Here is a 26282-nt window from a genome sequence, read left to right on the forward strand (position 1 = left end):
ACTTTTCTTTAGCATAACATAAAAACACGCGTTCTCATAACGAGCACGCGTGTTTCATTTAGTTCGTAGCACCACCAAATATTTTTTGCGCTAGCGCTTTCCCTGTTGGTGTCGCTGCTAAGCCGCCTCTTGCCGTTTCTTTTAAATTCGGGCTCATGGCTTGACCGATGCGATACATCGCACCGATTACTTCATCACATGGAATACGGCTTGTTACACCTGCAAGCGCCATATCCGCTGCGACAAGCGCATTAGCTGCGCCCATGGCATTTCGTTTAACACATGGTACCTCTACTAAACCAGCAACAGGATCACATACAAGTCCTAGCATGTTTTTCAATGTAATCGCAAACCCCTCTGCACATTGTTGCGGCGTACCACCCGCCATTTCAACAATCGCTGCTGCTGCCATCGCTGCTGCTGAACCAACTTCTGCTTGGCAACCACCCGCCGCACCAGAAATGGACGCATTATTAGCGACAACAAAACCGAATGCACCCGATGTAAAGAGATAACGAATCATTTGTTCACGTGTCGGATTTAATTTGTGTTTTACTGCAAACAATGTCCCTGGTACAACACCGGCTGAACCCGCTGTTGGCGTAGCACAAATTGTGCCCATTGCTGCATTGACCTCATTCGTCGCGACCGCCTTGCTGACAGCATCTAATAGCAAGTCGCCACATAACGATTTACCCGTCGCAATGTAATTTTGTAATAGTACCGCATCCCCACCTGTTAAACCGGTGACGGATTGCACACCTTTTAGCCCACGTTCGATTGCTTCTTCCATGACTGTTAAGTTGCGGTCCATCTGCTCTAGAATGATTTCTCTCGTGCGACCACTAATTTTTATTTCTTGTTCAATCATAATTTCCGATATTAATTTGTTTTCTTTTTCTGCAAGTGCTACTAATTCTCTTACATTTTGAAATAATACATCCATCATGCACCCTCCCTTACGTATTCATTTTCGATACTTTCGTAATATGCGGGATGTAAGCGATTTGTTGTAGAATACGGTCGTCAATATTTTGATCCACTTCAATGACCATCAGTGCTGTATGCCCTCGCTCAATACGAGATACTTCCATATGCCCGATATTGACATTGTGCATCGCAAGACAGTTCGCAACATTAGCGATACATCCCGTACGGTCATTGTGCACAACGAGAATGGCTGGCATGCCACCTGTTAAACGCAGCTTAAAGCCCTTGACTTCACTAATTTCGATTTTACCGCCACCTATGGAAATACCTTCGACACTCATTTCACCGATTTCATCCCCCATGACAAGACGCGCCGTATTCGGATGTTCTTTATTTGCTTCTTCCGGGATAAATTCAAAGCTCATCCCCACTTCCTTTGCATTAGAAAAAGCGGTTTTAATCCGCTCATCGTCCGTATCGTAATCTAATAAGCCGCCAATAATCGCGATATCTGTGCCATGCCCACGATATGTTTCTGCAAACGATCCATATAAATGCACTTTGACCCATTTCGGCTGACGACCAAATAAATCACGCGCAATACGCCCAATACGAGCAGCCCCCGCCGTATGCGAGCTCGATGGACCAATCATCACCGGGCCGATAATATCAAATACAGATGTAAATTTCATAAAGTCACCTTCTCACTTCAATATTCTCACAATTCAATTCATATTTTAAGTGTATCAATGTCTATACATTGACACAAATTATTCATACTTTCAATAATCTATAAACAGATAACACGCACCTAAATAGGTCTAGACACTATCGAACCTGTGCGGACAGCAACGAAACCTACCCAAAAAGAGAGTGCAGGCAAATGCCTACACTCCCAATTTAATCATTTTGGATAGGAACCCCCGACTCCAAGCATTAGCTCAGTCGGCCTAGCTCCATTATTCAACTGATAAAATAAACGGATATAGCGATTGCTTTCCTTCAACGATTTCCACTTCTGCATCTTCAAAGTTTTCTTCGATAAAGCTTGCAAGCTCATTTGCTTGCGCTGCAGTTGTATCTTCACCGTAAATTACTGTAATAATTTCGCTGTCTTCATCTACTAACTGGTTGATTACTTCTTTTGCTGCATCCATCATCTCAGGTGTTGATAAAATAATTTTACCTTCTGCAAGCGCCATATAATCATCTTTACGGATTTCTACCCCATCGATTGATGTATCACGCACTGCATAGGTTACTTGGCCTGTTTTCACATGCGCAAAACCTGCTGTCATATTTCCTTTATTGTCGTTCACACTTACCTCTGGGTTGAACGCTAAAATAGCTGCCATCCCTTGAGGTATTGTTTTCGTTGGCACGACAGCGGCTTCAATATCAAGAAGCTCTGCTGCTTGTTCTGCTGCCATAATGATATTTTTGTTATTCGGTAAAATAAGCACACGCTCTGCACCAATTTCTTTTACCGCTTTCACGATATCTTCCGTTGATGGATTCATCGTTTGGCCGCCTTCAATCACGTAAGATGCACCGATTGACTTTAACAAGTTGGCAATCCCTTCCCCCATCGCGATTGTCACGATAGCGTACGGAATTTTTTCTTGTTTTTTCGCAGGAGCAGCTGTTGCATCGCCCACAATAGCAGAATGCTGTTCACGCATATTATCGACTTTAATTTTCATAAGGCTACCGTATTTTTGACCTGCACTTAACACATTACCAGGTGTTTCTGTATGGATATGTACTTTCGCAATCTCATCATCAGAAATAACAAGTAATGAGTCGCCCATTGGATTCAACTCATTGCGGAACGCTTCTTCGTTAAATGGCTCTTTTCCTTCTTCAAAGCGCACCATAATTTCCGTACAGTAACCGAATTCAATATCTTCTGTATTCATGAAATCTTGTACACGATGATGCTCTGCATTAATTAAGTCATCTAAAGAAGCATCGTTCTTCTCAGGTAATGCTTCACCTTTTAATGCCGCAAGGAAACCTTCATACACAAAGAGTAAGCCTTGTCCGCCACTGTCCACTACGCCTACTTCCTTTAATACAGGTAGCATATCGGGTGTACGATTGAGTGAGGCCTTTGCTTCTACCACAAACGCTTCCATTAACTCAATTAAATCGTCTGTGTTTTCGGCTACTTCAACACCTTTTGCCGCTGCCTCGCGAGCAACGGTTAGAATGGTACCTTCTACCGGCTTCATCACCGCTTTATACGCCGTATCAACGCCACCTTGGAACGCTGCCGCTAATCCTTTTGCATCGATTGTCGCGTCTTTTTCAATCGTTTTACTAAAGCCACGAAATAGCTGCGATAAAATAACACCTGAATTTCCGCGTGCTCCCATGAGTAAGCCCTTCGCTAACGCTTGTGCCGTTTTACCGATATGCTCACTCGTGTTGCTTTCTGTTTCTTTTGCACCTGATGTCATTGATAAGTTCATGTTCGTCCCTGTATCTCCATCCGGTACCGGGAATACGTTTAACGAATCTACATAACTTGCATTTTGGTATAGGTGATGCGCCCCCATTTGTACCATTTCTGCAAATTTAATTCCGTCTAATGACTTCATTCGATTTGAATCCTCCTCTTACACGTTCATTACACGAACGCCTTGAACGAAAATATTCACTGATTTTACGCTCATACCTAATGTTTTATTTACTGTATATTTTACTTTTGATTGTACTTGATAAGCAATTTCAGAAATTTTTGTACCGTAGCTTACGATAATATACATATCGATATGTAAATCTTCGCCCTCTTGACGGATGATTACACCTTTTGCAAAGTTTTCTTTACGTAAAATATCTGTTAGTCCATCGCGAATTTGGTGCTTCGAAGCCATCCCTACAATGCCGTAGCATTCGATCGCTGCGCCACCTGCAATTTGTGCAATAACATCATTTGAAATATCAATTTGGCCGAATTCGTTTTTTAATTCTACTGACATAAGTATGCCTCCTTGGCTCTTTTTGACTGTCTACATTGTACTACACAAAGCTTAATTATAAAAGAAAACGTTCACATAAGTCTACCCGTTAAAATGAAAACTAGTATGAACTGCTATCAATTTATATAGTTTTTGGGTGTAAAGGTTTTTTTCTTGAAAGTATGTACGAAATATCTTGCAAGGTCTTTCAGTCTATGTTAAATTATTATGGTATGTGAAATATCGAACTGAAAAACAAGCTTTCAGATTCATCTGTAAGGAGGGAATTTACATGCCAAAACAATGTGTTATTACTGGCCGTAAAGCTCGTACAGGCAACAACCGTTCACACGCTATGAACGCTTCTAAACGTACTTGGGGCGCTAACTTACAAAAAGTTCGTATCCTAGTTGACGGTAAGCCAAAACGCGTATGGGTTTCTGCTCGTGCATTAAAATCAGGTAAAATCGAGCGCGTTTAATCGCGTACCGAGCATCAGCCTCTTGCGTTGATGCTCTTTTTTTCATTTTATATAAAAAATAAGGGAGTGAGTAGCCATTACTAAATGGTTACCCACCCCCTTTTTATTTTTTCTCACGACGAAATAATCGAATGCAAGCTCTTGTCATATTACTCAAAAACTTTGGTAACTGAAATGTATATACTTTCAAAATAGCTCCCTCCTAGTCCATGCTTCTTACAACTAAACATATGCCGGAAGAGAACGTGATATACGCATCATCTAATAGGATTTCATTACTTGTAAATCTCGAAGTCGCTTGTGTAATGGTTTCATTCGTCGTTTCATATTTAACGCCGCGCAATGTTACCTGGCAAACATCTTCCCCATAAGCAAAAAACGACACATATGAATGTACTGTTTTTTCCAGTTTGTGACGACCTGGCATTAAAAAATGTAACTCATTTTGTGTATTTATTATTTTAAACTGAATATGTGGATAAGCAAGCTGCATGCGATATAGGGAACGTAGTGCTGCTTCCTGATGATCTAGACGTCCCCCTGTCACACCAGTTAGAAGCACTTCGCTCGGCGTAAATTCAATCGCACGTATTAAGGCTAAATCTGTATCCGTCTCATCTTTTTCGGACTGAAAGGTTTCAACGTGTGCAACGACTGCTGAAATACGCGTAAATTCCCCTTCACTAACGGAATCAAAATCTCCCACAATGGCATCTGGCATAATTCCCTGCTCTATTAAATAATAAGCACCCCGGTCTACACCAATCCATTTGTCTACGTTTACATTAAAGGCGACCTCACGAATGGGGCCGCCCGCACAAATAGCTACAATCATTGAATGGCATTAAGACCTGCTTGCTTAATTTCTTGCAATGCCGCCGCACGATCTTCTTTTCCGTAAATAGCAGAGCCTGCAACGAAAATAGTAGCGCCTGCTTTTGCACAAGGGACGATTGTTTCTGCTGTAATACCACCATCGATTTCGATATCAATCGCTAAACCGCGTTCTTTAATAATAGCTGATAACGCTTCGATTTTCGGTAACACAGAAGAGATAAATTTCTGACCACCAAAGCCTGGGTTTACGGTCATAAATAGGACCATATCTACATCCTCTAAAATGTGTAAAATGGATTCAATTGGCGTATGTGGGTTTAATACAACGCCTGGTTTTACACCAAATGAACGAATCAATTGAATCGTACGATGTAAGTGACGACAAGCTTCCACATGCACTGTAATATAATCAGCGCCCGCTTTTGCAAACTGTTCGATGTATTGATCTGGATTTTCAATCATTAAATGAACATCCATCGGTAATGTAGATAATGGGCGAATCGCCTCTAGCGCAATCGCACCAAATGAAATATTTGGTACAAAATGTCCATCCATTACATCAATGTGAATCAACTCTGCTCCTGCAGCTTCTACTTCTTTTACTTCTTCACCTAATTTTGCAAAGTTTGCAGCTAAAATCGATGGTGCAATTTTAATCATGTTTAGTACCTCGGCTTTCGATCAAATATTTCTTGTAAAAATTGTTCATAATGTGCATAGCGATACTCTTTAATATCACCTGTTTCTAGCGCACTCTTAACCGCGCATTTGGGCTCCTTCATATGTAAGCAACCTCGGAATTTACACCCTTCTGAAATGCGCAAAAACTCTGGGAAACACGCCGTGAGTTCTTCTTTTTCAATCGTATCAAAATCAAAGGAACTAAAGCCTGGTGTATCTGCTAGTAATCCCCCACACACTTCGATTAACTCCACATGGCGTGTTGTATGCTTTCCGCGGCCTAAGCTTTGTGAAATGATGCCTGTTTTTAAATTTAGTTCAGGGAGTAATGTATTTAATAATGTAGATTTCCCAACACCTGATTGTCCAGCTAATACGGTCGTTTTCCCCGTTAACATCGGTTGAATACGCGCCATTAAAGAGGCGTCTTCTTTAAAGGTAGTCATGACTTCATAGCCTATCTTTTTATAGTCTTCAATATAAGCGGTTAGCTGTCCCAGCTCCTCATCTGTTAGCAAATCCATTTTTGTTAAACAAATAATCGGTTCGATATGGAATGACTCCAATACGACTAAAAAACGGTCAAGCAAAATTGTATTAAAGTCTGGTTCTTTCACAGAAAATACAAGGATTGCTTGATCGACATTCGCGATCGGTGGTCGAACAAGTTCGTTTTTACGTGGATGAATTTTCATTACATAGCCATCTGACTCACCCTCACGTGTAAAATCAACTACATCACCCACAAGCGGTGATTCGCCGCGGTTGCGAAATACCCCGCGCCCACGGCATTGAATTAACTCCCCATCTTGCTCTACATAATAATATCCACTTAATGCTTTTCGAATTTGGCCTTGCGCCATGAAAACCCTCCCTTTGAAATCATCGTATTATTTCATCATATGAAATCGTTTCTTTTGCAAAATCAGCTGAATCACGCGCAATACGGTATGCCGCTTTTTCACCTTCTACAATTTCAAGTTGAATCTGATATGTTGTATCTTCAGTAATCGTAAATTCCTCTATCGGGTCAGCCATTGTATGCAATTTATCTTGAATATAAACTTGTATCGTTTGTGGGATTGGCTCACCGTTTTCATCTACTCCACCTTCATACGGAATATCAACCGTTTTGTAATACCACTTGACATTTTTTTCTGCTGGACCTTTGGAAAGAACAACTTTTATAGTTGCCCCTACCTCTAGTGGCGTATTAGCTTTCGGTGTTTGTGACATCACACTACCAGCTGCAACAGTTTCTGAATGCTCAGGTGTACCAAATTGAATGTTAAAACCTGAATTACGAGCATATTCTTTCGCTGCCGCTTCAGTAAAGTTCCTTAAATCGGAGACCATAACCGTATTTTTCCCTTTACTAACTTGTAACTTTAATACCGTATCTTTTGCTACCACTTCGGTATTCGCCTCAGGTTCTTGACTAATGATTTCTCCTGGGGGCTGCTTGCTATCGAACACTTCTACAATGTCAACATCTTTAAATCCACCTTTTTCGATAATCGGCAACACCTGTGTCAGTTGAACACCTACATAATTATCTAGCGTAATTGTTTCACTTCCAAGACTTACAACTAACTGGATTTCCGATCCCTTAGCACGAGACAAACCTGCTTTTGGATTTGTTTTAATGACATGATCTTTTTCCACTTCATCATCGTGAAGTTCAATTGGCTCACCTAGTACAAAACCAGCATCTTCTAACATAGTCGTCGCTTCCTCTACCGTTAAAGTAGAGACATCTGGTATTTCCTTTTTGTTCGGTGTTAATGTAAACATGAATACAAGAAATAATAGCGTCAGTGTTACGAGTGCGCCAACAATAAGCGGCCATTTTTTCTTCTTAGGTTTAGTCAGTGACTCCTTTGGCACCTCTGTTGATAATTGACTTTGAGGTCTTACAGGCTCTACTTTTTTTGTCTGTAAGATATCATTCGTCGAAACTTTTTCTTTAATAATCGGAATCGCTTTCGTTGCGTCATCATCTAATGGCGGTATAAATTTCGGCTCGTGTTGACGTGCTACCGATAAACACGTTTGTAAATCTTCTTCTATTTCATCCACACTGGCATAACGATGATTTGGATCTTTTGCCGTTGCCTTTAACACAACATTTTCCAGCGTTTGTGGAATCGATGCATCGATTGCCCGAATAGATGGTGTCTCTGATTGTAAATGTTTTAATGCAATCGATACAGCAGATTCTCCTGAAAATGGCAACTCCCCTGTTAGTAGTTCATATAACACGATACCTAAGGAATAAATATCTGATTTTTTTGTCGCAATGCCACCACGCGCTTGCTCAGGTGATAAATAATGAACCGTGCCCATAACAGAATTGGTTTGTGTATAGCTTGTTGCATTTAATGTCGTCGCTATACCAAAATCCGTTATTTTCACATTCCCTTCCATATCAACTAAAATATTTTGAGGCTTAATATCACGGTGAATAATCCCATTTTCATGGGCATGTGCAATCGCGGATGTCAACTGCTTCATAATTTGCACACTTTTGGCAGCCGATACTGGTGAAAACTCCTGTATGTATTGCTTTAAAGTTTTGCCTTTAATATGCTCCATCACAATATAGTGCATATCTCCGTCTTCCCCAACGTCATATACACTGACAATGTTCGGATGTGTTAGGCTTGTAGCAGACAACGCTTCACGCTGAAAACGGCGATGCAATTCTTCTTCATTTGTAAAATCATAACGTAAAATTTTAATCGCTACATCACGGCCTAAAATGATATCGTGAGCAAGATATACATTGCTCATTCCACCACCACCGATGAGCGATAAAATTTCATAGCGCTCACTTACTCGTTTTCCAATCAACATGCCTACACCTCCTTATTTCTAGTCATCAGTACAAGGGAAATATTATCTTCGCCACCACAATCATTTGCTAGTTGAATTAATTTTTTTCCTTTTTCCTGTAGCGGCATCGGAAGCGTAATAATGGCGATCATTTCATCAACCGATAGCTTATTACTTAATCCATCTGAACAAATTAGTAAATAGGAACTTTCCTCTAGTGTTACATCATAGAAGTCAGGTTGAATGGAACTTTCTGTACCAAGTGCTTTTAAAATAAAATTCTTTTGGGGGTGATTTTGTGCTTCCTCTTCACTAATTTCACCGCTCTCTACCAAAATGTTGACATACGAGTGATCGCGTGTAACAAGTGCGGCAGTGTCATCTGTAAAATGATATACCCGGCTATCGCCTACATGACTAATTGTGCAACGCTTTTCGTCAATGAGTACAGCAATGAGTGTAGTCCCCATGCCTTGACAGCCTTCATGTGATAATGAATATTGATAAATTTGATGATTAATCTCAGATACAGCATCGTGAAGCCATTCCTTACAGCTTTCTACGGAAGAAAGCTGTAAGGCTGTTGCTTGCAAAAATAGTGCTTGCATTTGCTCAATTGCCATTTCACTTGCTACGTCGCCTGCATTATGTCCACCCATACCGTCCGCTAAAATCGCCAGCTTCAATTGATCAGGTCGTTCAACAAATGCGACCCGATCTTCATTCACTGTACGTTTTAATCCAACATCACTTTCGACTGTAAAGTTCACAATGACCACCTACTTTGTTTCTTCTGATCGTTCTTGTGCACGTAATTGACCACATGCCGCGGCAATATCCGCACCTTGTTCACGGCGAATCGTAACGTTAATCCCATTGTTCTTTAACGTTTTTTCAAATTCAAAAATTTTACTACGCGATGTACGTACATAATCGCGCTCTGGTACGTAGTTAATCGGAATTAAGTTGACGTGACATTTAATATTTTTGATTAATGCCGCTAACTCTTCTGCCACTTCCACAGAATCATTTTCCCCCGACATTAGACCATATTCAAATGTGACACGGCGTCCTGTTTTCTTCGTATAATAACGAACAGCTTCTAGCAATTCATCAATTTTATATGCACGTGCAATCGGCATCAACTTTTGACGCGCTTCTTGATTTGGTGCATGCAAGGAGACAGCAAAATTAATTTGTAATTGCTCGTCTGCAAACTGATAAATTTTCGGTACGATCCCTGATGTCGAAACGGTAATATGACGTGCACCGATGTTTAATCCTTTATCATTATTGACAATTTTCAAGAAGTTCATCATCGCATCATAGTTATCAAACGGTTCACCAATACCCATGATTACGATAGAGCTTACACGTTCATTTGTTTCGTCTAACTGTTGCTGTACTTTGACAACCTGCTCTACAATTTCCCCCGCCATTAAGTGACGCTTCAAACCACCTAATGTCGATGCACAAAACGTACAGCCAATACGACATCCTACTTGTGTTGTCACACAAATGGAGTTCCCATAATCATGACGCATTAAAACCGTTTCAATTGAATAGCCGTCCTGTAATTGGAATAAAAATTTAATCGTGCCATCTGTTGACTCTTGTTTAATAATGGTTGAAAGTGTTGTTAAGGCAAAGTTTGCTTCTAATTTTTCACGTAGCCCTTTTGATAAGTTTGACATTTCTTCAAACGTTTTTACGCGCTTATTGTATAGCCAATCAAAAATCTGGCCCGCACGGAATGGTTTTTCTCCATGTTCCTTCAACCATTCTTGTAACTCCTCTGGACGAAGAGAATAAATCGATTCTTTTAACTGCGGCTTCTCTTTTTTCTCACGACGAACTGGTTTGTCTTCCGCCTCTTCCACTAAATCTTGAATACGTTCATCAAATTTATGTTGATCCATTAGTTAAATTGTTTCTCCTTTTTTACGAAAAGCAGCAACAAAAAAGCCATCACTGCCAAAATCTTGCGGAAATACTTGGAGCATACCGCTGTTTTGTTTCGCTAATAGTTGTTCCGGTAAATTAGTTAAAGCTTCACTTTCCATCTCTGGATGCGCAGTTAAAAACGCTTCTACCGTACCTTCATTTTCTCGTTTATCCACTGTACATGTACTATATACTAAACGTCCACCTGGCTTTAATACTTGTACGGCATTGTCTAAAATCGCAAGCTGAATTGTTTGAAGACTTTCTAGGTCTTCCTCACGCTTCGTATATTTAATATCTGGCTTACGACGCATAACACCAAGCCCTGAGCACGGAGCATCGACTAATACCGCATCAAAGCTCTCTTTTGCTAAGAAACTTGCCGCCTTACGCCCATCGATTGGAGCCGTTTCTACAATCTCAAGCCCAAGTCGTGCCGTGTTTTCATCAATTAAATCGAGCTTATGAGGATGCAAGTCCATCGCTAAAATGGAGCCTTCATTTTGCATTTTCTCTGCTAAATGTGTCGTCTTCCCACCTGGTGCCGCACACATATCGAGCACTTTCATGCCAGGCTGAGGATTTAATACATTCGCTGGTAACATGGAGCTTTCATCTTGAATCGTTATCAAGCCCTCTTTAAATGCAGTTGTACGAGCGGCTGTACCATTTGTTAAATGAATACATTCAGGCATGACATCACTTTGGTGTGCCTTTATTCCTTCTGCTTCAAGCGACGCTAATACTTGTTCGGCAGTTGCACGTGTTGTATTCACACGTACAGTTTGTACCGGTGGAATATTATTTTCACGTAGCATATTTGCCGTATTCTCATAACCGTAGCTTTCTACCCAACGTTCCACTAACCACTTCGGATGACTCGTTTCAATCGAAAGACGCTCTACTGGATCTGTAATATCCGCCGTTGCTCGTAAACCCTCACGCAGAATCGAACGGAGAATACCGTTCACCATCGATGCAATGCCCTTATGTCCACGACGTTTCGCAATTTCTACCGCCTCATTCACTGCAGCATGTGGTGGAATACGCGATAAATATTCCATTTGATAAAGCGACATACGCAGTAGCCAACGTACCCATAAATCGACTTTCCCATGAATAAATGGTTCTAAATAGTAATCCAGCGTGAATTTATGCTGTAATGTACCGTACGTAATTTCTGTTAATAAACTACGGTCTTTTGCATCAATCTTATATTTTTCAATCGTTTGATGTAACAAAAGATTACTATACGCTTGATTTTTATCAACGGCTAGCAAAATGGTTAATGCCGCATCACGTACATTTCCATCCCAAATTTGTTGCTTCTTTTTACTCATTCAAAGCGGTCCCCTATCTGTAGTTTTGAACCAGTGCCACGTAAATATTCTTCTGCTGTCATACGTTTTTTCCCGGCTGGTTGTAAGTCTAGTACCGCTAATGTACCACCTGCACCTGTTGCGACCTCAAAACGATCTTTATGAATCGCTACAACTTCTCCTGGTTCACGATCATGCGCTGTAGAGCCCACTTGCACCCACCAAATTTTTACGTTTGCCGCTTCGAATGTTGTATAAGCAACTGGCCATGGATGCAGACCACGTACTTGGTTGTAAATCGTACACGCATCTTTTGTCCAGTCAATGCGCTCTTGCTCACGACTAATATTGCTTGCATATGTTACGAGTGACTCATCTTGTACAATGCGGGCATTCGTTCCATCAATAATTGCAGGCAATGTCTCTTTTAATAGCTCGCGACCTACTTCGCTTAATTTTTCGAACATGCTCCCTGTATGGTCTGTATCTTCAATCATGATTTCGCGTTGGGAAATAATACCACCTGCATCCAGCTTTTCTGCCATATACATAATCGTAACCCCTGTTGTCTTTTGTCCATCAATGATTGCTTGATGGATTGGGGCACCGCCACGGTATTGCGGCAATAAAGATGCATGCACATTAATACACCCTAAGCGCGGAGCATCTAGTAGCTCTTTCGGTAAAATTTGACCAAATGCCGCTGTAATAATCAGATCTGCACCTAATCCAATAATTTGCTGTAGCTCCTCTGAACCGCGTAATTTCTCCGGCTGAATTACTGGTAAACCAAGACGTACCGCTTCTTCCTTTACTGGTGGTGGTGTAAGTATTTTTTTGCGCCCTACTGGACGGTCTGGTTGCGTAACAACCGCTAAAATATGATAGCCCTCTTCATGCAACATACGTAAAATTGGTGCTGAGAAAGCGGGCGTTCCCATAAATACGACCTTTGTCATATTATTCCTCCTCAACATCCGCGTACAGTTCATCTAGTTCTTCTTGCGTTAACACACGCGTCATTTTGGCGTCGAATAATACACCATCTAAATGATCGATTTCATGTAAAATGCAACGTGCTTCGAAATCTTCTGCTTCTAACTCATAAATCTGTCCTTCACGGTCTGCCGCTTCAATTTTTACGTATGTCGGGCGCTTTACTAAACCGAAAAGATCCGGGAAGCTTAAGCAACCTTCAATATCTTCCGCTTCGCCACGTGTTTCAAGCACAACGGGGTTAATCATTTCTAAAATATCTTCCCCTAGTTCAACAATGGCTACACGTAGATCGACATTTACTTGCGGTGCCGCAATGCCAACGCCGTCATGCTCTACCATCGTGTCATATAAATCATCTAAAAGTGCAATGATATTCTCATCGATCACTTCTACTTCTCTCGTTTTTGAAGATAAAACCTTTGCAGGTGCTTTTACTACTTCTCTAATTGCCATACATTTTTACCTCTTTCACAAGCTCAAATCATTGATGGGTCTAAATCAATGGTGAGCAGGATTCCTTTTTTTATCCATTCCGAGCGATACAGTTTTATCAGCTGTAATAGTACCGGAATGAGGTTTGGTTCTATTTTGTATTTTATCAAACATTGATAGCGATATCTATTTTGGAGACGGCTAATACTTGCTGTTGTGGGCCCGATAATAGATACGTTAAATGGTAAGTTCGACCGTAAATATTCAGTTGCTCTCGCTGCATACTCAGCCGCCATCATGACATCTTCATGCGATACTTGTACAAGCGCTAAATAATAATAGGGCGGGTAGCCTGCTTGACGGCGCATATGCATTTCACGCTCATAAAACGGTTCGTATAACTGTTCTTTTGACAATTCAATTGTATAATGTTCGGGTGTGTACGTTTGCACGATAACCTCTCCCGGTTTTTCATGTCTACCCGCTCGTCCACTTACTTGTGTCAGGAGTTGAAACGTACGCTCTGCGGAACGATAATCTGGAAGATGCAAGCTCGTATCAGCACTTAATACACCAACAAGTGTAATATTGGGAAAATCAAGTCCCTTTGCAATCATTTGCGTACCAAGCAAAATATCGGCTTCCCCTCGTCCAAAAGCATCTAAAATTTCCTCGTGTGCACCTTTTTTACTTGTTGTATCAACATCCATTCGAAGAACACGCGCTTCCGGAAATAGCTTATATATCTCTTCCTCTACTTTTTGTGTCCCTGTACCGAAGAAACGAATATGCTCACTCTGACATTGCGGGCAAGACTGTGGCACATACTCTTCATACCCACAATAATGACATTTTAATTTCTCACTGGAGCGATGATACGTTAACGAAATATCACAATTCGGACATTCTACTACCGTCCCACAATCACGACATAAGACAAAGGAAGAGTAGCCACGACGGTTTAAAAACAGCACCGTTTGCTCTTTTTTCATTAAACGTTCCCGAATCGCTTCTACTAAGCTGATCGAAAACATCGAGCGATTCCCTAACTTTAATTCTTCACGCATATCGACAACATGTACTGTCGGTAAAGCTTGCCTCATCGCGCGATTTTTTAACGTTAATAATGTATACACATTTTTTTTCGCTCGAGCAAATGATTCAAGACTTGGCGTTGCACTACCTAAAATAACAGGGCATCCATGATACTGACCACGCCAAATCGCAACATCCCGTGCATGATAGCGTGGGGCATCCTCTTGTTTATATGTGGATTCATGTTCTTCATCTAAAATGATAAGTCCGACATTTTCAAACGGGGCAAAAATCGCAGAACGAGCACCAACAACAACTTTTACTTTACCTTGCTGAATTTTCCGCCACTCATCATACTTTTCACCAACTGAAAGCCCGCTATGAAGAACGGCTACGAGTTCTCCAAAACGCGAACGGAAGCGCTCCGTCATTTGGGGAGTTAATGAAATCTCAGGTACAAGTACAATGGACTCCTTATCTTCTCTCAGCGTATGTTGAATGGCTTGTAAATACACTTCCGTTTTCCCACTACCTGTGACACCTTGCAGTAAAAATGTTTCTGCACGTTGTGTATCCATTGCTTGCGTAATAGCCATTAAAGCCGTCGCTTGCTCATCCGTTAGTGTTAAAAAATCGGTTTTTGCTACTTCCTTTGTGAATGGATCGCGGTATACTTCCTCTTTCATCAAAGAAGCGGCTCCTTTTTCAATGACAGATTGTAATACGCCCATTGTTACACCGGCTTCACGACACAAATCATCTGGTAAAAACATTTGGCCCGGATGCTTCATCATCCACTGGACAAGCTGTTTTTGCTTGGCTGCCCGATTAGCAATGGAAGCCTCTACTTCTGTTAACTTCACTAAATCCGAAGCAATCTGTACTTTGCGAATTTCTTTCACTGCGCCTTGCTGTTTCACACTATTTTCAACTGTAACGAGACCATCTTTTAGCGCTTGCTTTACTTCCCGAAGCAATCCTTCTTTTTCAAAATTTTTCAAGTTTGCTTTACCGTTCTTATTAAAATGAGCCTGTAAGGTGTCCGGTAGCGCCGTTACTTCCCCTGTCACATGCACAATTTTTTCATACTTTGCACGTAAGGCAGATGGCAGCATCGCTTGCAATGCATCAATTTCATAGCAAATCGTTTGTTGCTTCAGCCATTTTGATAATTTCAGCATTTCCCCTGTTAATACCGGTTCAATATCTAATATTTGTGCAACAGGCTTCATTTTATCCATTGGTACATCTGTTTCGTGTTGTAACGCGACAACAAAACCAAGTACGTTACGCGGGCCAAAAGGGACTTTCACACGACTCCCCACTTCGATTAATGACTGCCACGCATCTGGAACGACATAATCAAACGGTCGATCCACTGGATAGGCGGCTACATCCACAATGACTTGTGCAACGACTAATGTCATTTAAAATCTTCTCTTTCTGCAATCGTTTCAAGCAACTGTCGTGCTAACTCCTTTTTAGGTAGATGCGCAAACTTTTGCTTGTAGTCCTGTCCGATTAAAATCACACTATTCGTGTCTGTACCAAAACCAGAGCCGGCTTCTGTCACGTCATTTGCGACAATATAATCCGCATTTTTCTTTTGTAGCTTTTGTGCCCCGTAGCTTTCTACATCATTCGTTTCTGCAGCAAATCCAATTAACAACTGGTGTGTTTTATTCGCTCCAAGCGTCGCTAAAATATCGGTTGTACGTTCTAGTTCTAAAACGGCATCGCCTGGTTGCTTTTTCATTTTCTGACCATGCACATTTTTTGGGCGATAATCTGCTACAGCGGCTGTTTTAATGACGATATCAGCTGATTCGTATTGTCCCCAAATCGCATCAAACATATTTTGAGCACTTTCTACATCGATTACTGTCATACCCGTTGGCTTAGGTAAATTCGTTGGACCAGAAACAAGCACAACATCTGCGCCTAAATCACGTGCTGCTTCTGCCATGGAGTACCCCATCTTCCCTGATGAGAAATTCGTTAAAAAGCGAACGGGGTCAACACGCTCACGGGTTGGGCCAGCTGATACAACCACTTTTTTCCCTTTAAGCGGTTGTTTTTTCGGTGCAAAATGTTGCATGACTAACGCTGTTATTTTCTCTGGCTCTTCTAGACGCCCCTTCCCTACATAACCACATGCTAAATAGCCTTCGGAAGGTTCAACAAAACGGTACCCATCTGTATGTAGCTGTGCAATATTGCGTCTTACTGCTGGATGATCATACATATGCACATTCATTGCGGGCGCTAGCCATACCGGCGCCGTCGTTGCCAGTAATGTCGTTGTCACCATATCATCTGCAATGCCATTCGCCAGTTTACCAATGACATTCGCTGTAGCCGGTGCGACTAAAATAAGATCCGCCCAATCTGCTAAATCAATATGTGCGATCACACTTGAATCTTTTTCATCAAATGTATCGAAAAACACATCATTTTTTGACATCACCTGAAAGCTTAAAGGGTTCACAAATTTTTGTGCAGATGCTGTCATCATTACTTTTACATGAAAACCCGCTTGCGTTAATTTACTTGTCAGTGCCACTGCTTTATAGACAGCAATACCGCCCGTTACGCAAAGTAAAATATTTTTGTTTTGCATTTAGTTTGCCCCCTTCAAATGATAAGCTCCCAAAGAGTTTTCTCCGGGAGCTACTAAATACTTTACATATAATTAGGACTACTTAGATGATCAACGTACGGATAAATCAGCTAAACTTACACTTCATCCTCGTAAATTGTTGATTCATCTTGCTGTTCTTTCTCTAGTACACCAGCTGCTACTTCTTCTAACGCTTTTCCTACCGGCTTGTAAGAAACGTATTTATGAAGGCGCTCGCCACCTTCTTCTTGCATTTGACGTGCACGCTTAGAAGCTAAGCTTACTAAAGAGTATTTTGAATCAATTTCCTTTTTTAAAGCATCTACTGATGGATATAACATGGATTTATTCTCCCTTCAACATTGATAAATAAATTTTTTCTACACGCTCGCGACGGCAATGTTCCGCTTTAATAATCGCGTTAATTTTATCACATGCATTGTGTACTTCGTCGTTTTCTACAACGTAATCGTATAGGCTCATCATTTCAAGCTCTTCTTCCGCTGTTGCAATACGTTTTGCAATAACGTCTTCTGTCTCCGTACCACGCCCTACTAAACGTGATTTTAACTCAGAAAGACTCGGCGGTGCTAAGAAAATAAATAATGCATCTGGTGCTTTTTCTCGAATTTGCTTGGCACCTTGTACTTCAATCTCTAAAAATACATCGCGCCCCGCATCTAATGTTTCATTTACATAAGCAAGCGGTGTACCGTAGTAATTACCGACAAACTGTGCATGCTCAAGTAAACCACCTTGTTCAATTAATGCTTCAAATTCCTCACGTGTCTTAAAGAAATAGTCTACACCATCTACTTCTCCTTCGCGAGGATTACGTGTTGTCATTGAAATAGAATATTCATAATTCGTATTGGACTGCGAGAATAGCTCTTTTCGAACAGTTCCTTTTCCCACACCAGATGGACCTGATAATACGATTAATAAGCCACGTTGTTTCTTCATCTATAACTCCTTCTAACTATTCAATATTTTGAACTTGCTCGCGCATTTTTTCTAAAATCGTTTTCGCTTGGACGACCGCTATCGAGCTTTCCGATGACTGATTTTTCGAACCAATCGTATTAATTTCACGATGCATTTCCTGCATTAAAAAGTCAAGTTTACGACCAATTGGAATGTCCTCTTCTAGCGTCTCTTCCAACTGATGGAAATGACTTTCCAAACGATCCAGCTCTTCGCTAATATCAACGCGCTCTGCAAATAATGCTACTTCTGTTAATAAGCGGTCCTCTAATAGTTGTCCACTCGTAAATTCTTCTACACGTTGCTTTAATCGCTCACGATACTTCAGTACGGCATCGCCTGATGTTGTACGAATACATTGAACTTGCGCTTGCAATTGTTCCTTATATTGTAACATCACTGCTTTTAACTCCGCGCCCTCTCTTTCACGCATCTGTATTAATTGCGTGATGGCTTGCTGTAATGCCTGTTCGATAGCTGTTAGCACTTCCTCTTGTACAAGTTCTTCCTCCTGTACAACGAGCACTTGATCGAGCATGGCAATTTCTTGCATCGTCCATTTTTCTTCCATCAACATATTGAGCGAAAGTTCTTCTTTCGCTTTGCGATATGCCTCTAAAAGGGGCCAATTAATTTGAATTTTTTGCTCAGCTGTTTGGAGCTCCTTTAGAAAAATAATAACATCGAGCTTTCCGCGTGATAAAGCTTGGGATAGCATTTTCTTCGCTAACACTTCAGACTCCATCCACTCTTTCGGAAACTTTGTATTAATTTCTAAAAAACGATGATTCACAGCACGAACTTCAACAGTCAATTGATGAGATTTCGTCGTTGTGACACCCCTGCCAAAGCCCGTCATACTACGCACCAAGGTTCGTCACATCCTTTTTTGCATACTGCAATAATTATAGCATATGTTTAACCCGTTATGATGTTTGTTTTATAGAAATATGTAAACATCCGCACACACAAGAAAAAATGCTATCATAAGAGAGAGTAGATGAGCAAAAATACATTCTAAAAATACCCTGTAAATAGTAAAAGATATTAAACGAAAGCATAATCGCAGCCTCCGCGCTTTGCCACAGCCTACACAGGAGCTAAAACAGGCATGGGCCTGTTTGGATCTCCTGTTCCGGCTCCTGTGGCTATGGCGCGCTACGGCAAAAGTGAATACTTCTCGATATCCTAGAAGAATATTTCTCTTCTTTAAAAGAAATTATTTTCTTTCTGTTTGCATGTATAATCGCCCAGCCTTTACTTTCATCAATGAGAATTTTCCATTATTTTTGAGCAGCTAATTATTGTATTGAACATTAGTTGCTTATAGCGGAGGCACGAGACTCCTACGGGAAAAGCGAGACAATCAAGACCCCGCAGGAGCGAAGGATGAGCGACGAGGAGGCTTGATCTCGCCCGTGGAAAGCGAGTGCCGGAGCGGAAAGCAACGGTTACTCAAATGGTAATGTATGTTTTAGGATTTACCGATTATAAGTTTTTACAAAAATGTAGCAACAAGCTATAAATGAAAGAGGAATGAACAATGGCATTTGACGGATTATTTACAAGCGCGATGGCGAAAGAATTATCGCAGCTTTTATCAGGACGTATTACAAAAATTCATCAGCCGAATGCACTCGAAGTTATCTTACATATTCGTGCAAAAGGCGGAAATCATAAATTACTAATTTCCATCCACCCTTCCTATGCACGTGTCCATCTCACGGAACAAACCGTCGAAAATCCAGCAGAACCACCTATGTTTTGCATGCTTTTACGTAAACATATAGAAGGCGGTTTTATTACAGCACTGCAGCATATGAGCGGAGAGCGCGTCCTTACACTCGGTATCGAAAGTAAAAATGAAATTGGTGATACCGTTTATCGCAAGCTCATTATCGAAGTGATGGGACGTCATAGTAACCTGATTTTAGTGGATACGGAGAACGATAAAATTATCGATAGTTTAAAGCATCTCTCTCCTTCGATGAATAGCTATCGTACTGTTTTACCAGGGCAACTATATATCGCGCCGCCCGCGCAAAATAAGCAGCATATAAACGAAGTAACAGACGATGAACTGCGTACCTTTTTTGCAAACGATGTAACAGCAAAAGATATTATGAATCGCTTTATCGGCTTCTCCCCTCTGCATGCGAATGAATTATTACACCGCATTCAACAAGGAGAGTTAGTAAAGACGATTCGTACATTTATGGAAGAAATTTACGTGGCAAAACACCCAACCTATAAAGAAGTAGAAGGGAAAGCATATTTTTCACCAACCAGTCTAACCCATTTAAATGGAAAAGAAACAGATTACCCTAATTTAAGTACATTACTCGACCGTGTTTTCTTCGCTCGTGCTGAACGCGACCGGGTCAAACAACAAGCGGGTGATTTAGAGCGTTGGCTGACAAACGAACTCGATAAATTAAAGTTAAAGCTTAAAAAGCTCGATCAAGATTACGAGCGTGCAAGTAAACTGCATGAGTTTCAACTATACGGCGAACTGCTAATGGCAAGCCTCTACCAATTTGAAAAAGGGGTAGAGCATGTGACCGTCGATAATTATTACACAGGTGAAAAAGTAACGATTCCTGTAAGCCCTCGAAAAACGCCGATTGAAAATGCACAAAGCTATTACACAAAATACAACAAGGCTAAAAATGCGCTCGTGATGATCGAAGAACAAAAGAAAAAAACAGAGGATGACATTTCATATTTTGACATGCTCGCTCAGCAAGTACAGCAAGCGGCCCCTGCTGATATTGAAGAAATTCGTGAGGAATTAGCAGAGCAAGGCTATCTTCGCTTACGTGCTTCAAAGAAAAAGAAAAAACCGACAAAGCCAACACCCGAGCAATTTATGTCTTCTACAGGGATTGCAATTTCCGTCGGTAAAAACAATAAACAAAATGATTATTTAACGTTTAAATTGGCAAAGAAAACTGATATTTGGCTGCATACAAAAGATATCCCAGGTTCACACGTCGTCATTCACTGCGATACACCTGACGAAACGACATTGCATGAAGCAGCGATGTTAAGTGCATATTTCAGCAAAGCACGTGAATCCTCTTCCGTGCCAGTCGATTATACTGAAATTCGCCAAGTGAAAAAGCCAAATGGATCTAAGCCTGGGTTCGTGATTTACTTCGAACAAAAAACATTGTTTGTCACACCAGATGAAAACCTGATTTTACAATTGAAAAACAAGTAACAACCAATAAGAAGGTTCCGTCTCAACATATTTGGTAGACGGAACCTTCCTAATTTATGTTTGTAATAGAAGCGTATTTGAATGTTCCAACATAACGATTAGCTTTAAAAATTAGTGTACACCTTACACGCGAATCGTCTCATCTGTTTGTATTTTGGTGAAAAAGGGACACTTTCATTGAAAATAAAGTGCTTTACAAATAGCGGCTGTGATGAAAAAGATAGAAATTTACCAAAAAGGCAACTTCTGTGGAGAGAGAAAAAACAGCTTTTGGGGTAAAAAACGAAATGAATTGAGCTTTTTTCGAGAAATATATCGTCATCCAAAATGTTTGATACATGTCTTTATGATGTGAGCATGTATAAAAAAATAAATATCTCGCTATTTCAATCAAAATAAACGATTGGATAAAAATTTTTAATAAAAAAATTTTACATACGCTGAAAAAACGTCCAAATTCGCTACTGGTCGATTTTAACATACAACTTATTTTAGGATAAGTGCCATTTAGATAAATAGACCTACTTTGTCACTTATTTAAAATTAAGTTGTATATCGTTTTCGCTATGCGACACAATCCAGGCATGAAAATAATCGACTTTAATTCGTAGAGGGGAAATATTTACTCTCCATTTCTAATTGGCTATAGCTATAGCAAAGCGCAAAAGTTTTAAGATGATTAATAGAAAAATGGTTCTAATAAACAAGTTAGTAACTATCCGCTTTAATAGTCTGATAATTCATTCAAATATTCAAATTTGATTGAAAATCAGCGAAAATCAGCTATACTTAATAGGAAAATCCATATGTTATTTTTTGTATTAATGGGGGACATTTATAATGAAAATCAAGATTGAGTTAGCACCAAACAAAAAGCAAAAACCAGAAGCATCCGCTCTTGGATTCGGTAAATTTTTCACAGACCATATGTTTATTTTAGATTATACAGAAGGGCAAGGTTGGCATGACCCACGTATCGTTCCTTATCAACCAATTACATTAGACCCTTCTAGTAAAGTATTCCACTACGGGCAAACTGTATTTGAAGGATTAAAAGCCTATGTAACAGAAGAAAATGAAGTGTTATTATTCCGCCCACAAAACAACTTTAAACGATTAAATTTATCGAGTGAGCGACTATGTATTCCAGCTGTAGATGAAGAGCTGGCATTAGAGGCATTAAAGCAATTACTCACAATTGAACGTGAATGGATTCCAAATGCACCAGGTACGTCTTTATACATTCGTCCATTTGTAATTGCGACAGATTCCTATTTAAGTGTAGCCCCATCTCAAACATACCAATTTATGATTATCCTATCACCGGTAGGCTCATATTATGCAAACGGCTTAAACCCTGTCAAAATTTTAGTAGAGCAGCAATATGTACGTGCGGTTGCCGGTGGTACTGGGGAAGCAAAAACAGGTGGCAACTATGCAAGTAGCTTAAAAGGACAAAAACTGGCAAATGAAAATGGCTATGATCAAACATTATGGTTAGATGGGAAAGAACATAAATTCGTAGAAGAAGTAGGCAGCATGAATATCTTCTTCAAAATTAACGGGAAAGTAATCACTCCTGCATTAAACGGCAGTATTTTAGCTGGGATTACACGTGATTCGATCATCAACATTTTACATTATAAACAAATCCCAGTTGAGGAACGCCGCATTTCTATTGACGAAATCATCCAAGCACATAAAGACGGACAATTAGAAGAAGCATTCGGAACAGGGACAGCTGCTGTTATTTCACCAATTGGCGAGTTAAAATATTTAGACGAAAAGTTTGTCCTGAACAACGGTGAGATTGGGGCAGTCTCACAATTATTATATGATACATTAACAGGTATACAAACTGGTAAGCTAGAAGATCCTTTTGGCTGGATTGTTAAACTGTAATGAATTTAAAAGACACAACTCGCTCTATTTTAGCGCAAGTTGTGTCTTTGCTTTATTGACTAGCTAGTTTGATAGTTTAAAAAATCATATGCTTGAATTGCTAATTGTAGCACTCATCTTTTCTAGTCGATATATAATCTTCGCCCACTAATTCCTTCATCTTTTCAAGAAAATAGGATAATGTTTTCATTTTTACTCTTAAAAGTGGAAATATTAAAATTAAAAATCCTCTTAATATTTATGCGAAAGTAGTGAGAACATGAGTATTTTTAGAATATATATGCAAGACTTATAAACAATATATCACTGTACCCTTTTTCATCATTTTGACGAATAATAGTTGGTCTATAGGTTAAAGAAGGAATGATTATGAGTGGCGCTAATCTAGCTAACGGATTGCTAGAGTTTTTTCTGAATCACAAATAAAGGTGAAGAAATATTTTTTAGGGAAATATAAATAAAAATGATAAGTAACAAATTGGGTTATTATTTATACACTTTCTCTCTATTAAATCTGTCAAGGTAGGCTACCAAACGATCATATTCTACGGAAAACACATCCTTTATACCGAACTGATCTTCTGTTTCTCCTATAACTTTAGCAAATTTATTATATAAACCATGGACATATTTATGATGACGATGCGCATGAAATTGAATTTCCTCTGGCTTTCCATCCTCTCTTTCAAGATAGTTTATCCATTGTTGAAAATAACGAACGAATACTAAGCTACCTTGATACTGCTTTTCTACAATGGCACAATCTACGAATACCATATGTTTGTCCTCAAAATTATTTTCACGTGTCCCATATGAATAGCAAATTGCCGCGATTATCTCGTCTTCATCATTGATAAAATTAACAATATTTGTTTCACCCATCATAATATAAAGACTGCCAACAGCTTCTAGTAATGAATAATCATTAGAAAATATATTTCGATTACGCAAAAAGAATAGGATGAACTTCTCATAATCTTCTTCCTTCTTACATAGAACCAATTTCATCTCTTCACCCTCCATCACTATGAACGAATGTCACCCAATTTCCATTAATGAAAATAGATATATATGTAAAATGACCACTATAATTTTAAATATTTTGATCAAGAATATTTATGCTTCATTCATAAAATAGAATCTTGAATCTTTTAGCATAGTTCATTCACTACAATGATTTCTCAATGCACTCCTTGACCCATCTTCCTCTCAATGTTTCAACATGAGCCATCACCGTGCTTAATATCTATCACTTAATATATAAATTCTAATAGTAGGACATTACAGGGTTTAACCTTAATAGGTCAAACCCTTTTTTCTAGCCTTATTATTTACCAAAACCACTTCCTTTTCCTGGTTTTTGCACAGGCGGTAACGGTAGAATTTGTATAGTTACCATATATTTACACCTCCTTCTAAAAAGCTTTAACATCTTCAGAAATGAAACTTCCTATCAATGCAAGGTGTTATTTTTTGAATATTCATAAGAATTATATAAGCTCCATTAGCTTCTACTATAGATTATAAAGGTTAAAATTAGGTTAAATTTTACTTAAATTTTCTATGTAGAGACACGCTACACTCTTCCTTTTTTTACTGCTACTCCGCCAACTCTATATAGAACCACAATAATTTCAATTATTTTTTGTAAATTCCCTGCTTTACGCAAAAAAGCCCAGCTCATGCTGGGCTTCCATCCACTATGCTCCTGCGGTTGTCATTGCTACGCAATCACAATCCTCGTCGCATACAAAACTTAAAGCTCTCCAGCTTTAAGTTTTGCGTGCCACTCTTTCAAGAACGGGATTTGATCTGCTTGAATTGCGCCTGATTCGTTTGCTGCTTCTACTAAGTAATCGAAGTTTGTTAAGGATACATATTTCACGCCGATTTCGTCGAATGCTTTTTCTGCTTTTGGTAAGTTGTATGTATACACACATACGACGCCTACTACTTCACAGCCTGCTGCGCGTAATGCTTCAACTGCTGTAATCGAAGAGCCGCCTGTTGATACGATATCTTCTACTACAACTACTTTTTGACCTGGTGCGTATTTGCCTTCGATTTGGTTGCCGCGGCCGTGCTCTTTTGCTTTTGAGCGTACGTATACCATTGGTAACTCTAAAATATCCGATACCCAAGCAGCGTGTGGGATACCTGCTGTGGCAGTTCCTGCTACTACTTCTGTTTCAGGGAAAAATTCTTTAATGTTTTGTGCTAATCCATTTGCTAGCTGTTTACGAATAACAGGATCTGAAATCGTTAAACGTGTGTCACAATAAATAGGTGATTTAATACCTGAAGCCCAAGTAAATAAATCTGTTGGGTTTAATTCTACTGCCCCAACCTTTAGCATAGCGTGTGCGATTTCGTTTTGTAATGTCATAATTATTTTGCCTCCCATAATTCACAAACTTCTTTATATGCAGCTACTGGATTAGCTGCGCCTGTAATAGCACGTCCTACTACGATTAATGACGAACCGTCTTGACGTGCCCCGTCCGGTGTTGCAATGCGTTTTTGGTCATGTATTTCTCCGCCTGCCATGCGAATACCTGGCGTTACGCGAAGGAAGTCCTCACCGCATACCTCTGCAATGGCACGTGCTTCATGCACTGAACAAACAACCCCATTTAAACCAGCTGATTTTGTGAGCTGTGCATAATGTAGTACAGCATCAATTAAAGGCAGATCAATGCGTTGTTCGTTGCGCATTTGTTCTTCTGTCGTTGATGTTAGTTGTGTTACGGCGATTAAAGCTGCACGCTTTTTCCCTACAGGGGTACCTGCCTCTAAGCCTTCCAGTGCACCTTCCATCATATGTTTGCCACCTGCTGCATGAACATTAACTAAGTCCACACCTAATCGTGCTAAACCTTTCATTGCAGACTTTACCGTATTTGGAATGTCATGAAGTTTTAAATCTAGGAAAATGTCGTGGCCTTGTTCTTTAATTTTGCGCACGATATCTGGCCCTTCCTGCATATATAACTCCATGCCCACTTTGACAAAAAGTTGCTCCTCAAACTGGCTTAAAAATTGAAACACTTCTTTCTCACCTGGAAAGTCTAGTGCAATAATCGGTTTATCGTTCATG

The 26282-nt window shown here is 39.9% G+C and carries 25 protein-coding genes; 3 read left to right on the forward strand and 22 right to left on the reverse strand.

From position 1 onward, the window contains the following. Window positions 1-58: 58 nt before the first annotated feature. The 4 genes from sdaAA to AC3II9_RS10675 all read right to left on the reverse strand — a co-directional run bounded on the left by sdaAA (window position 59) and on the right by AC3II9_RS10675 (window position 3914). The gene (sdaAA, locus tag AC3II9_RS10660; RefSeq protein ID WP_489155329.1) at window positions 59-946 is read right to left on the reverse strand and encodes an L-serine ammonia-lyase, iron-sulfur-dependent, subunit alpha; all 888 of its coding nucleotides are present in this window, start codon (window positions 944-946) and stop codon (window positions 59-61) included. A gap of 13 nt (window positions 947-959) precedes the next feature. Continuing rightward, the gene (gene sdaAB / locus AC3II9_RS10665) at window positions 960-1622 is read right to left on the reverse strand and encodes an L-serine ammonia-lyase, iron-sulfur-dependent subunit beta (protein ID WP_489155331.1); all 663 of its coding nucleotides are present in this window, start codon (window positions 1620-1622) and stop codon (window positions 960-962) included. Window positions 1623-1889: 267 nt separating this feature from the next. After that, the gene (locus AC3II9_RS10670) at window positions 1890-3533 is read right to left on the reverse strand and encodes a DAK2 domain-containing protein (protein WP_489155333.1); all 1644 of its coding nucleotides are present in this window, start codon (window positions 3531-3533) and stop codon (window positions 1890-1892) included. 18 nt (window positions 3534-3551) lie between these two features. After that, window positions 3552-3914: an Asp23/Gls24 family envelope stress response protein gene (locus tag AC3II9_RS10675; protein ID WP_391366378.1), complete on the reverse strand. Its 363-nt coding sequence runs from the start codon at window positions 3912-3914 to the stop codon at window positions 3552-3554. 271 nt (window positions 3915-4185) lie between these two features. Here AC3II9_RS10675 and rpmB point away from each other — a divergent pair, with 271 nt between their 5' ends. Beyond that, on the forward strand, window positions 4186-4374 hold the full coding sequence (rpmB, locus tag AC3II9_RS10680; RefSeq protein WP_049668398.1) for a 50S ribosomal protein L28: 189 nt from the start codon (window positions 4186-4188) through the stop codon (window positions 4372-4374). Between the two features lie 103 nt (window positions 4375-4477). Here the strand turns inward: rpmB and spoVM are convergent, their stop codons facing one another. From spoVM to AC3II9_RS10755, 15 genes are all read right to left on the reverse strand, one after another. Next, entirely contained in the window at window positions 4478-4564 is an 87-nt protein-coding gene (gene spoVM / locus AC3II9_RS10685) for a stage V sporulation protein SpoVM (protein WP_391367280.1), read from the reverse strand. A gap of 12 nt (window positions 4565-4576) precedes the next feature. Continuing rightward, the gene (locus AC3II9_RS10690; RefSeq protein WP_489155335.1) at window positions 4577-5209 is read right to left on the reverse strand and encodes a thiamine diphosphokinase; all 633 of its coding nucleotides are present in this window, start codon (window positions 5207-5209) and stop codon (window positions 4577-4579) included. Then, window positions 5206-5871, reverse strand: coding sequence for a ribulose-phosphate 3-epimerase (gene rpe, locus AC3II9_RS10695; RefSeq protein WP_489155336.1), 666 nt, complete (start codon window positions 5869-5871; stop codon window positions 5206-5208). Before rpe ends, AC3II9_RS10690 begins: the two co-directional genes overlap by 4 nt. Window positions 5872-5873: 2 nt before the next feature. After that, window positions 5874-6755: a ribosome small subunit-dependent GTPase A gene (gene rsgA / locus AC3II9_RS10700; RefSeq protein ID WP_489155338.1), complete on the reverse strand. Its 882-nt coding sequence runs from the start codon at window positions 6753-6755 to the stop codon at window positions 5874-5876. Window positions 6756-6774: 19 nt separating this feature from the next. Further along, window positions 6775-8748, reverse strand: a complete 1974-nt coding sequence (pknB, locus tag AC3II9_RS10705) for a Stk1 family PASTA domain-containing Ser/Thr kinase (protein WP_489155339.1) — start codon at window positions 8746-8748, stop codon at window positions 6775-6777. Window positions 8749-8750: 2 nt separating this feature from the next. Next, window positions 8751-9497, reverse strand: coding sequence for a Stp1/IreP family PP2C-type Ser/Thr phosphatase (locus AC3II9_RS10710; protein WP_489155340.1), 747 nt, complete (start codon window positions 9495-9497; stop codon window positions 8751-8753). 9 nt (window positions 9498-9506) lie between these two features. Next, entirely contained in the window at window positions 9507-10646 is a 1140-nt protein-coding gene (gene rlmN / locus AC3II9_RS10715; protein ID WP_391366372.1) for a dual-specificity RNA methyltransferase RlmN, read from the reverse strand. 3 nt (window positions 10647-10649) lie between these two features. Continuing rightward, window positions 10650-12011 carry a 16S rRNA (cytosine(967)-C(5))-methyltransferase RsmB gene (rsmB, locus tag AC3II9_RS10720; protein WP_489155342.1) on the reverse strand — a complete coding sequence of 454 codons (1362 nt, stop codon included), beginning with the start codon at window positions 12009-12011 and terminating at the stop codon, window positions 10650-10652. Continuing rightward, on the reverse strand, window positions 12008-12949 hold the full coding sequence (gene fmt, locus AC3II9_RS10725) for a methionyl-tRNA formyltransferase (protein WP_489155344.1): 942 nt from the start codon (window positions 12947-12949) through the stop codon (window positions 12008-12010). The genes rsmB and fmt overlap by 4 nt, the downstream gene beginning before the upstream one ends. 1 nt (window position 12950) lies before the next feature. Next, complete coding sequence (gene def / locus AC3II9_RS10730) at window positions 12951-13442, reverse strand: peptide deformylase (protein WP_391366369.1); 492 nt, start codon at window positions 13440-13442, stop codon at window positions 12951-12953. A 23-nt stretch (window positions 13443-13465) separates the two neighbouring features. After that, on the reverse strand, window positions 13466-15883 hold the full coding sequence (gene priA, locus AC3II9_RS10735) for a primosomal protein N' (protein WP_489155346.1): 2418 nt from the start codon (window positions 15881-15883) through the stop codon (window positions 13466-13468). Next, complete coding sequence (coaBC, locus tag AC3II9_RS10740; protein WP_489155348.1) at window positions 15880-17076, reverse strand: bifunctional phosphopantothenoylcysteine decarboxylase/phosphopantothenate--cysteine ligase CoaBC; 1197 nt, start codon at window positions 17074-17076, stop codon at window positions 15880-15882. Before coaBC ends, priA begins: the two co-directional genes overlap by 4 nt. Window positions 17077-17192: 116 nt before the next feature. After that, complete coding sequence (gene rpoZ, locus AC3II9_RS10745; protein ID WP_489155350.1) at window positions 17193-17417, reverse strand: DNA-directed RNA polymerase subunit omega; 225 nt, start codon at window positions 17415-17417, stop codon at window positions 17193-17195. A 4-nt stretch (window positions 17418-17421) separates the two neighbouring features. Beyond that, window positions 17422-18039 carry a guanylate kinase gene (gmk, locus tag AC3II9_RS10750; RefSeq protein ID WP_431029423.1) on the reverse strand — a complete coding sequence of 206 codons (618 nt, stop codon included), beginning with the start codon at window positions 18037-18039 and terminating at the stop codon, window positions 17422-17424. Between the two features lie 16 nt (window positions 18040-18055). Further along, window positions 18056-18931 (reverse strand): YicC/YloC family endoribonuclease, encoded by an 876-nt coding sequence (locus AC3II9_RS10755; protein ID WP_391366364.1) that lies wholly within the window; start codon window positions 18929-18931, stop codon window positions 18056-18058. A 672-nt stretch (window positions 18932-19603) separates the two neighbouring features. On the opposite strand from AC3II9_RS10755, the gene AC3II9_RS10760 reads away from it, so the two are divergent. After that, on the forward strand, window positions 19604-21283 hold the full coding sequence (locus AC3II9_RS10760) for an Rqc2 family fibronectin-binding protein (RefSeq protein WP_489155352.1): 1680 nt from the start codon (window positions 19604-19606) through the stop codon (window positions 21281-21283). 840 nt (window positions 21284-22123) lie between these two features. Then, a complete protein-coding gene (locus AC3II9_RS10765; RefSeq protein WP_489155354.1) occupies window positions 22124-23185 on the forward strand; it encodes a branched-chain amino acid aminotransferase in 1062 nt (353 codons plus the stop codon). A gap of 486 nt (window positions 23186-23671) precedes the next feature. On the opposite strand, the gene AC3II9_RS10770 is transcribed toward AC3II9_RS10765, so the two are convergent. The 3 genes from AC3II9_RS10770 to pyrF form a co-directional block, all read right to left on the reverse strand. Then, on the reverse strand, window positions 23672-24193 hold the full coding sequence (locus AC3II9_RS10770; protein ID WP_489155355.1) for a hypothetical protein: 522 nt from the start codon (window positions 24191-24193) through the stop codon (window positions 23672-23674). A 748-nt stretch (window positions 24194-24941) separates the two neighbouring features. Then, window positions 24942-25571, reverse strand: coding sequence for an orotate phosphoribosyltransferase (gene pyrE, locus AC3II9_RS10775; RefSeq protein ID WP_391366360.1), 630 nt, complete (start codon window positions 25569-25571; stop codon window positions 24942-24944). Window positions 25572-25573: 2 nt separating this feature from the next. After that, a complete protein-coding gene (gene pyrF / locus AC3II9_RS10780; protein ID WP_489155356.1) occupies window positions 25574-26281 on the reverse strand; it encodes an orotidine-5'-phosphate decarboxylase in 708 nt (235 codons plus the stop codon). Between the last annotated feature and the right edge of the window lies 1 nt (window position 26282).

This window comes from Lysinibacillus sp. RU7 (assembly GCF_057837305.1).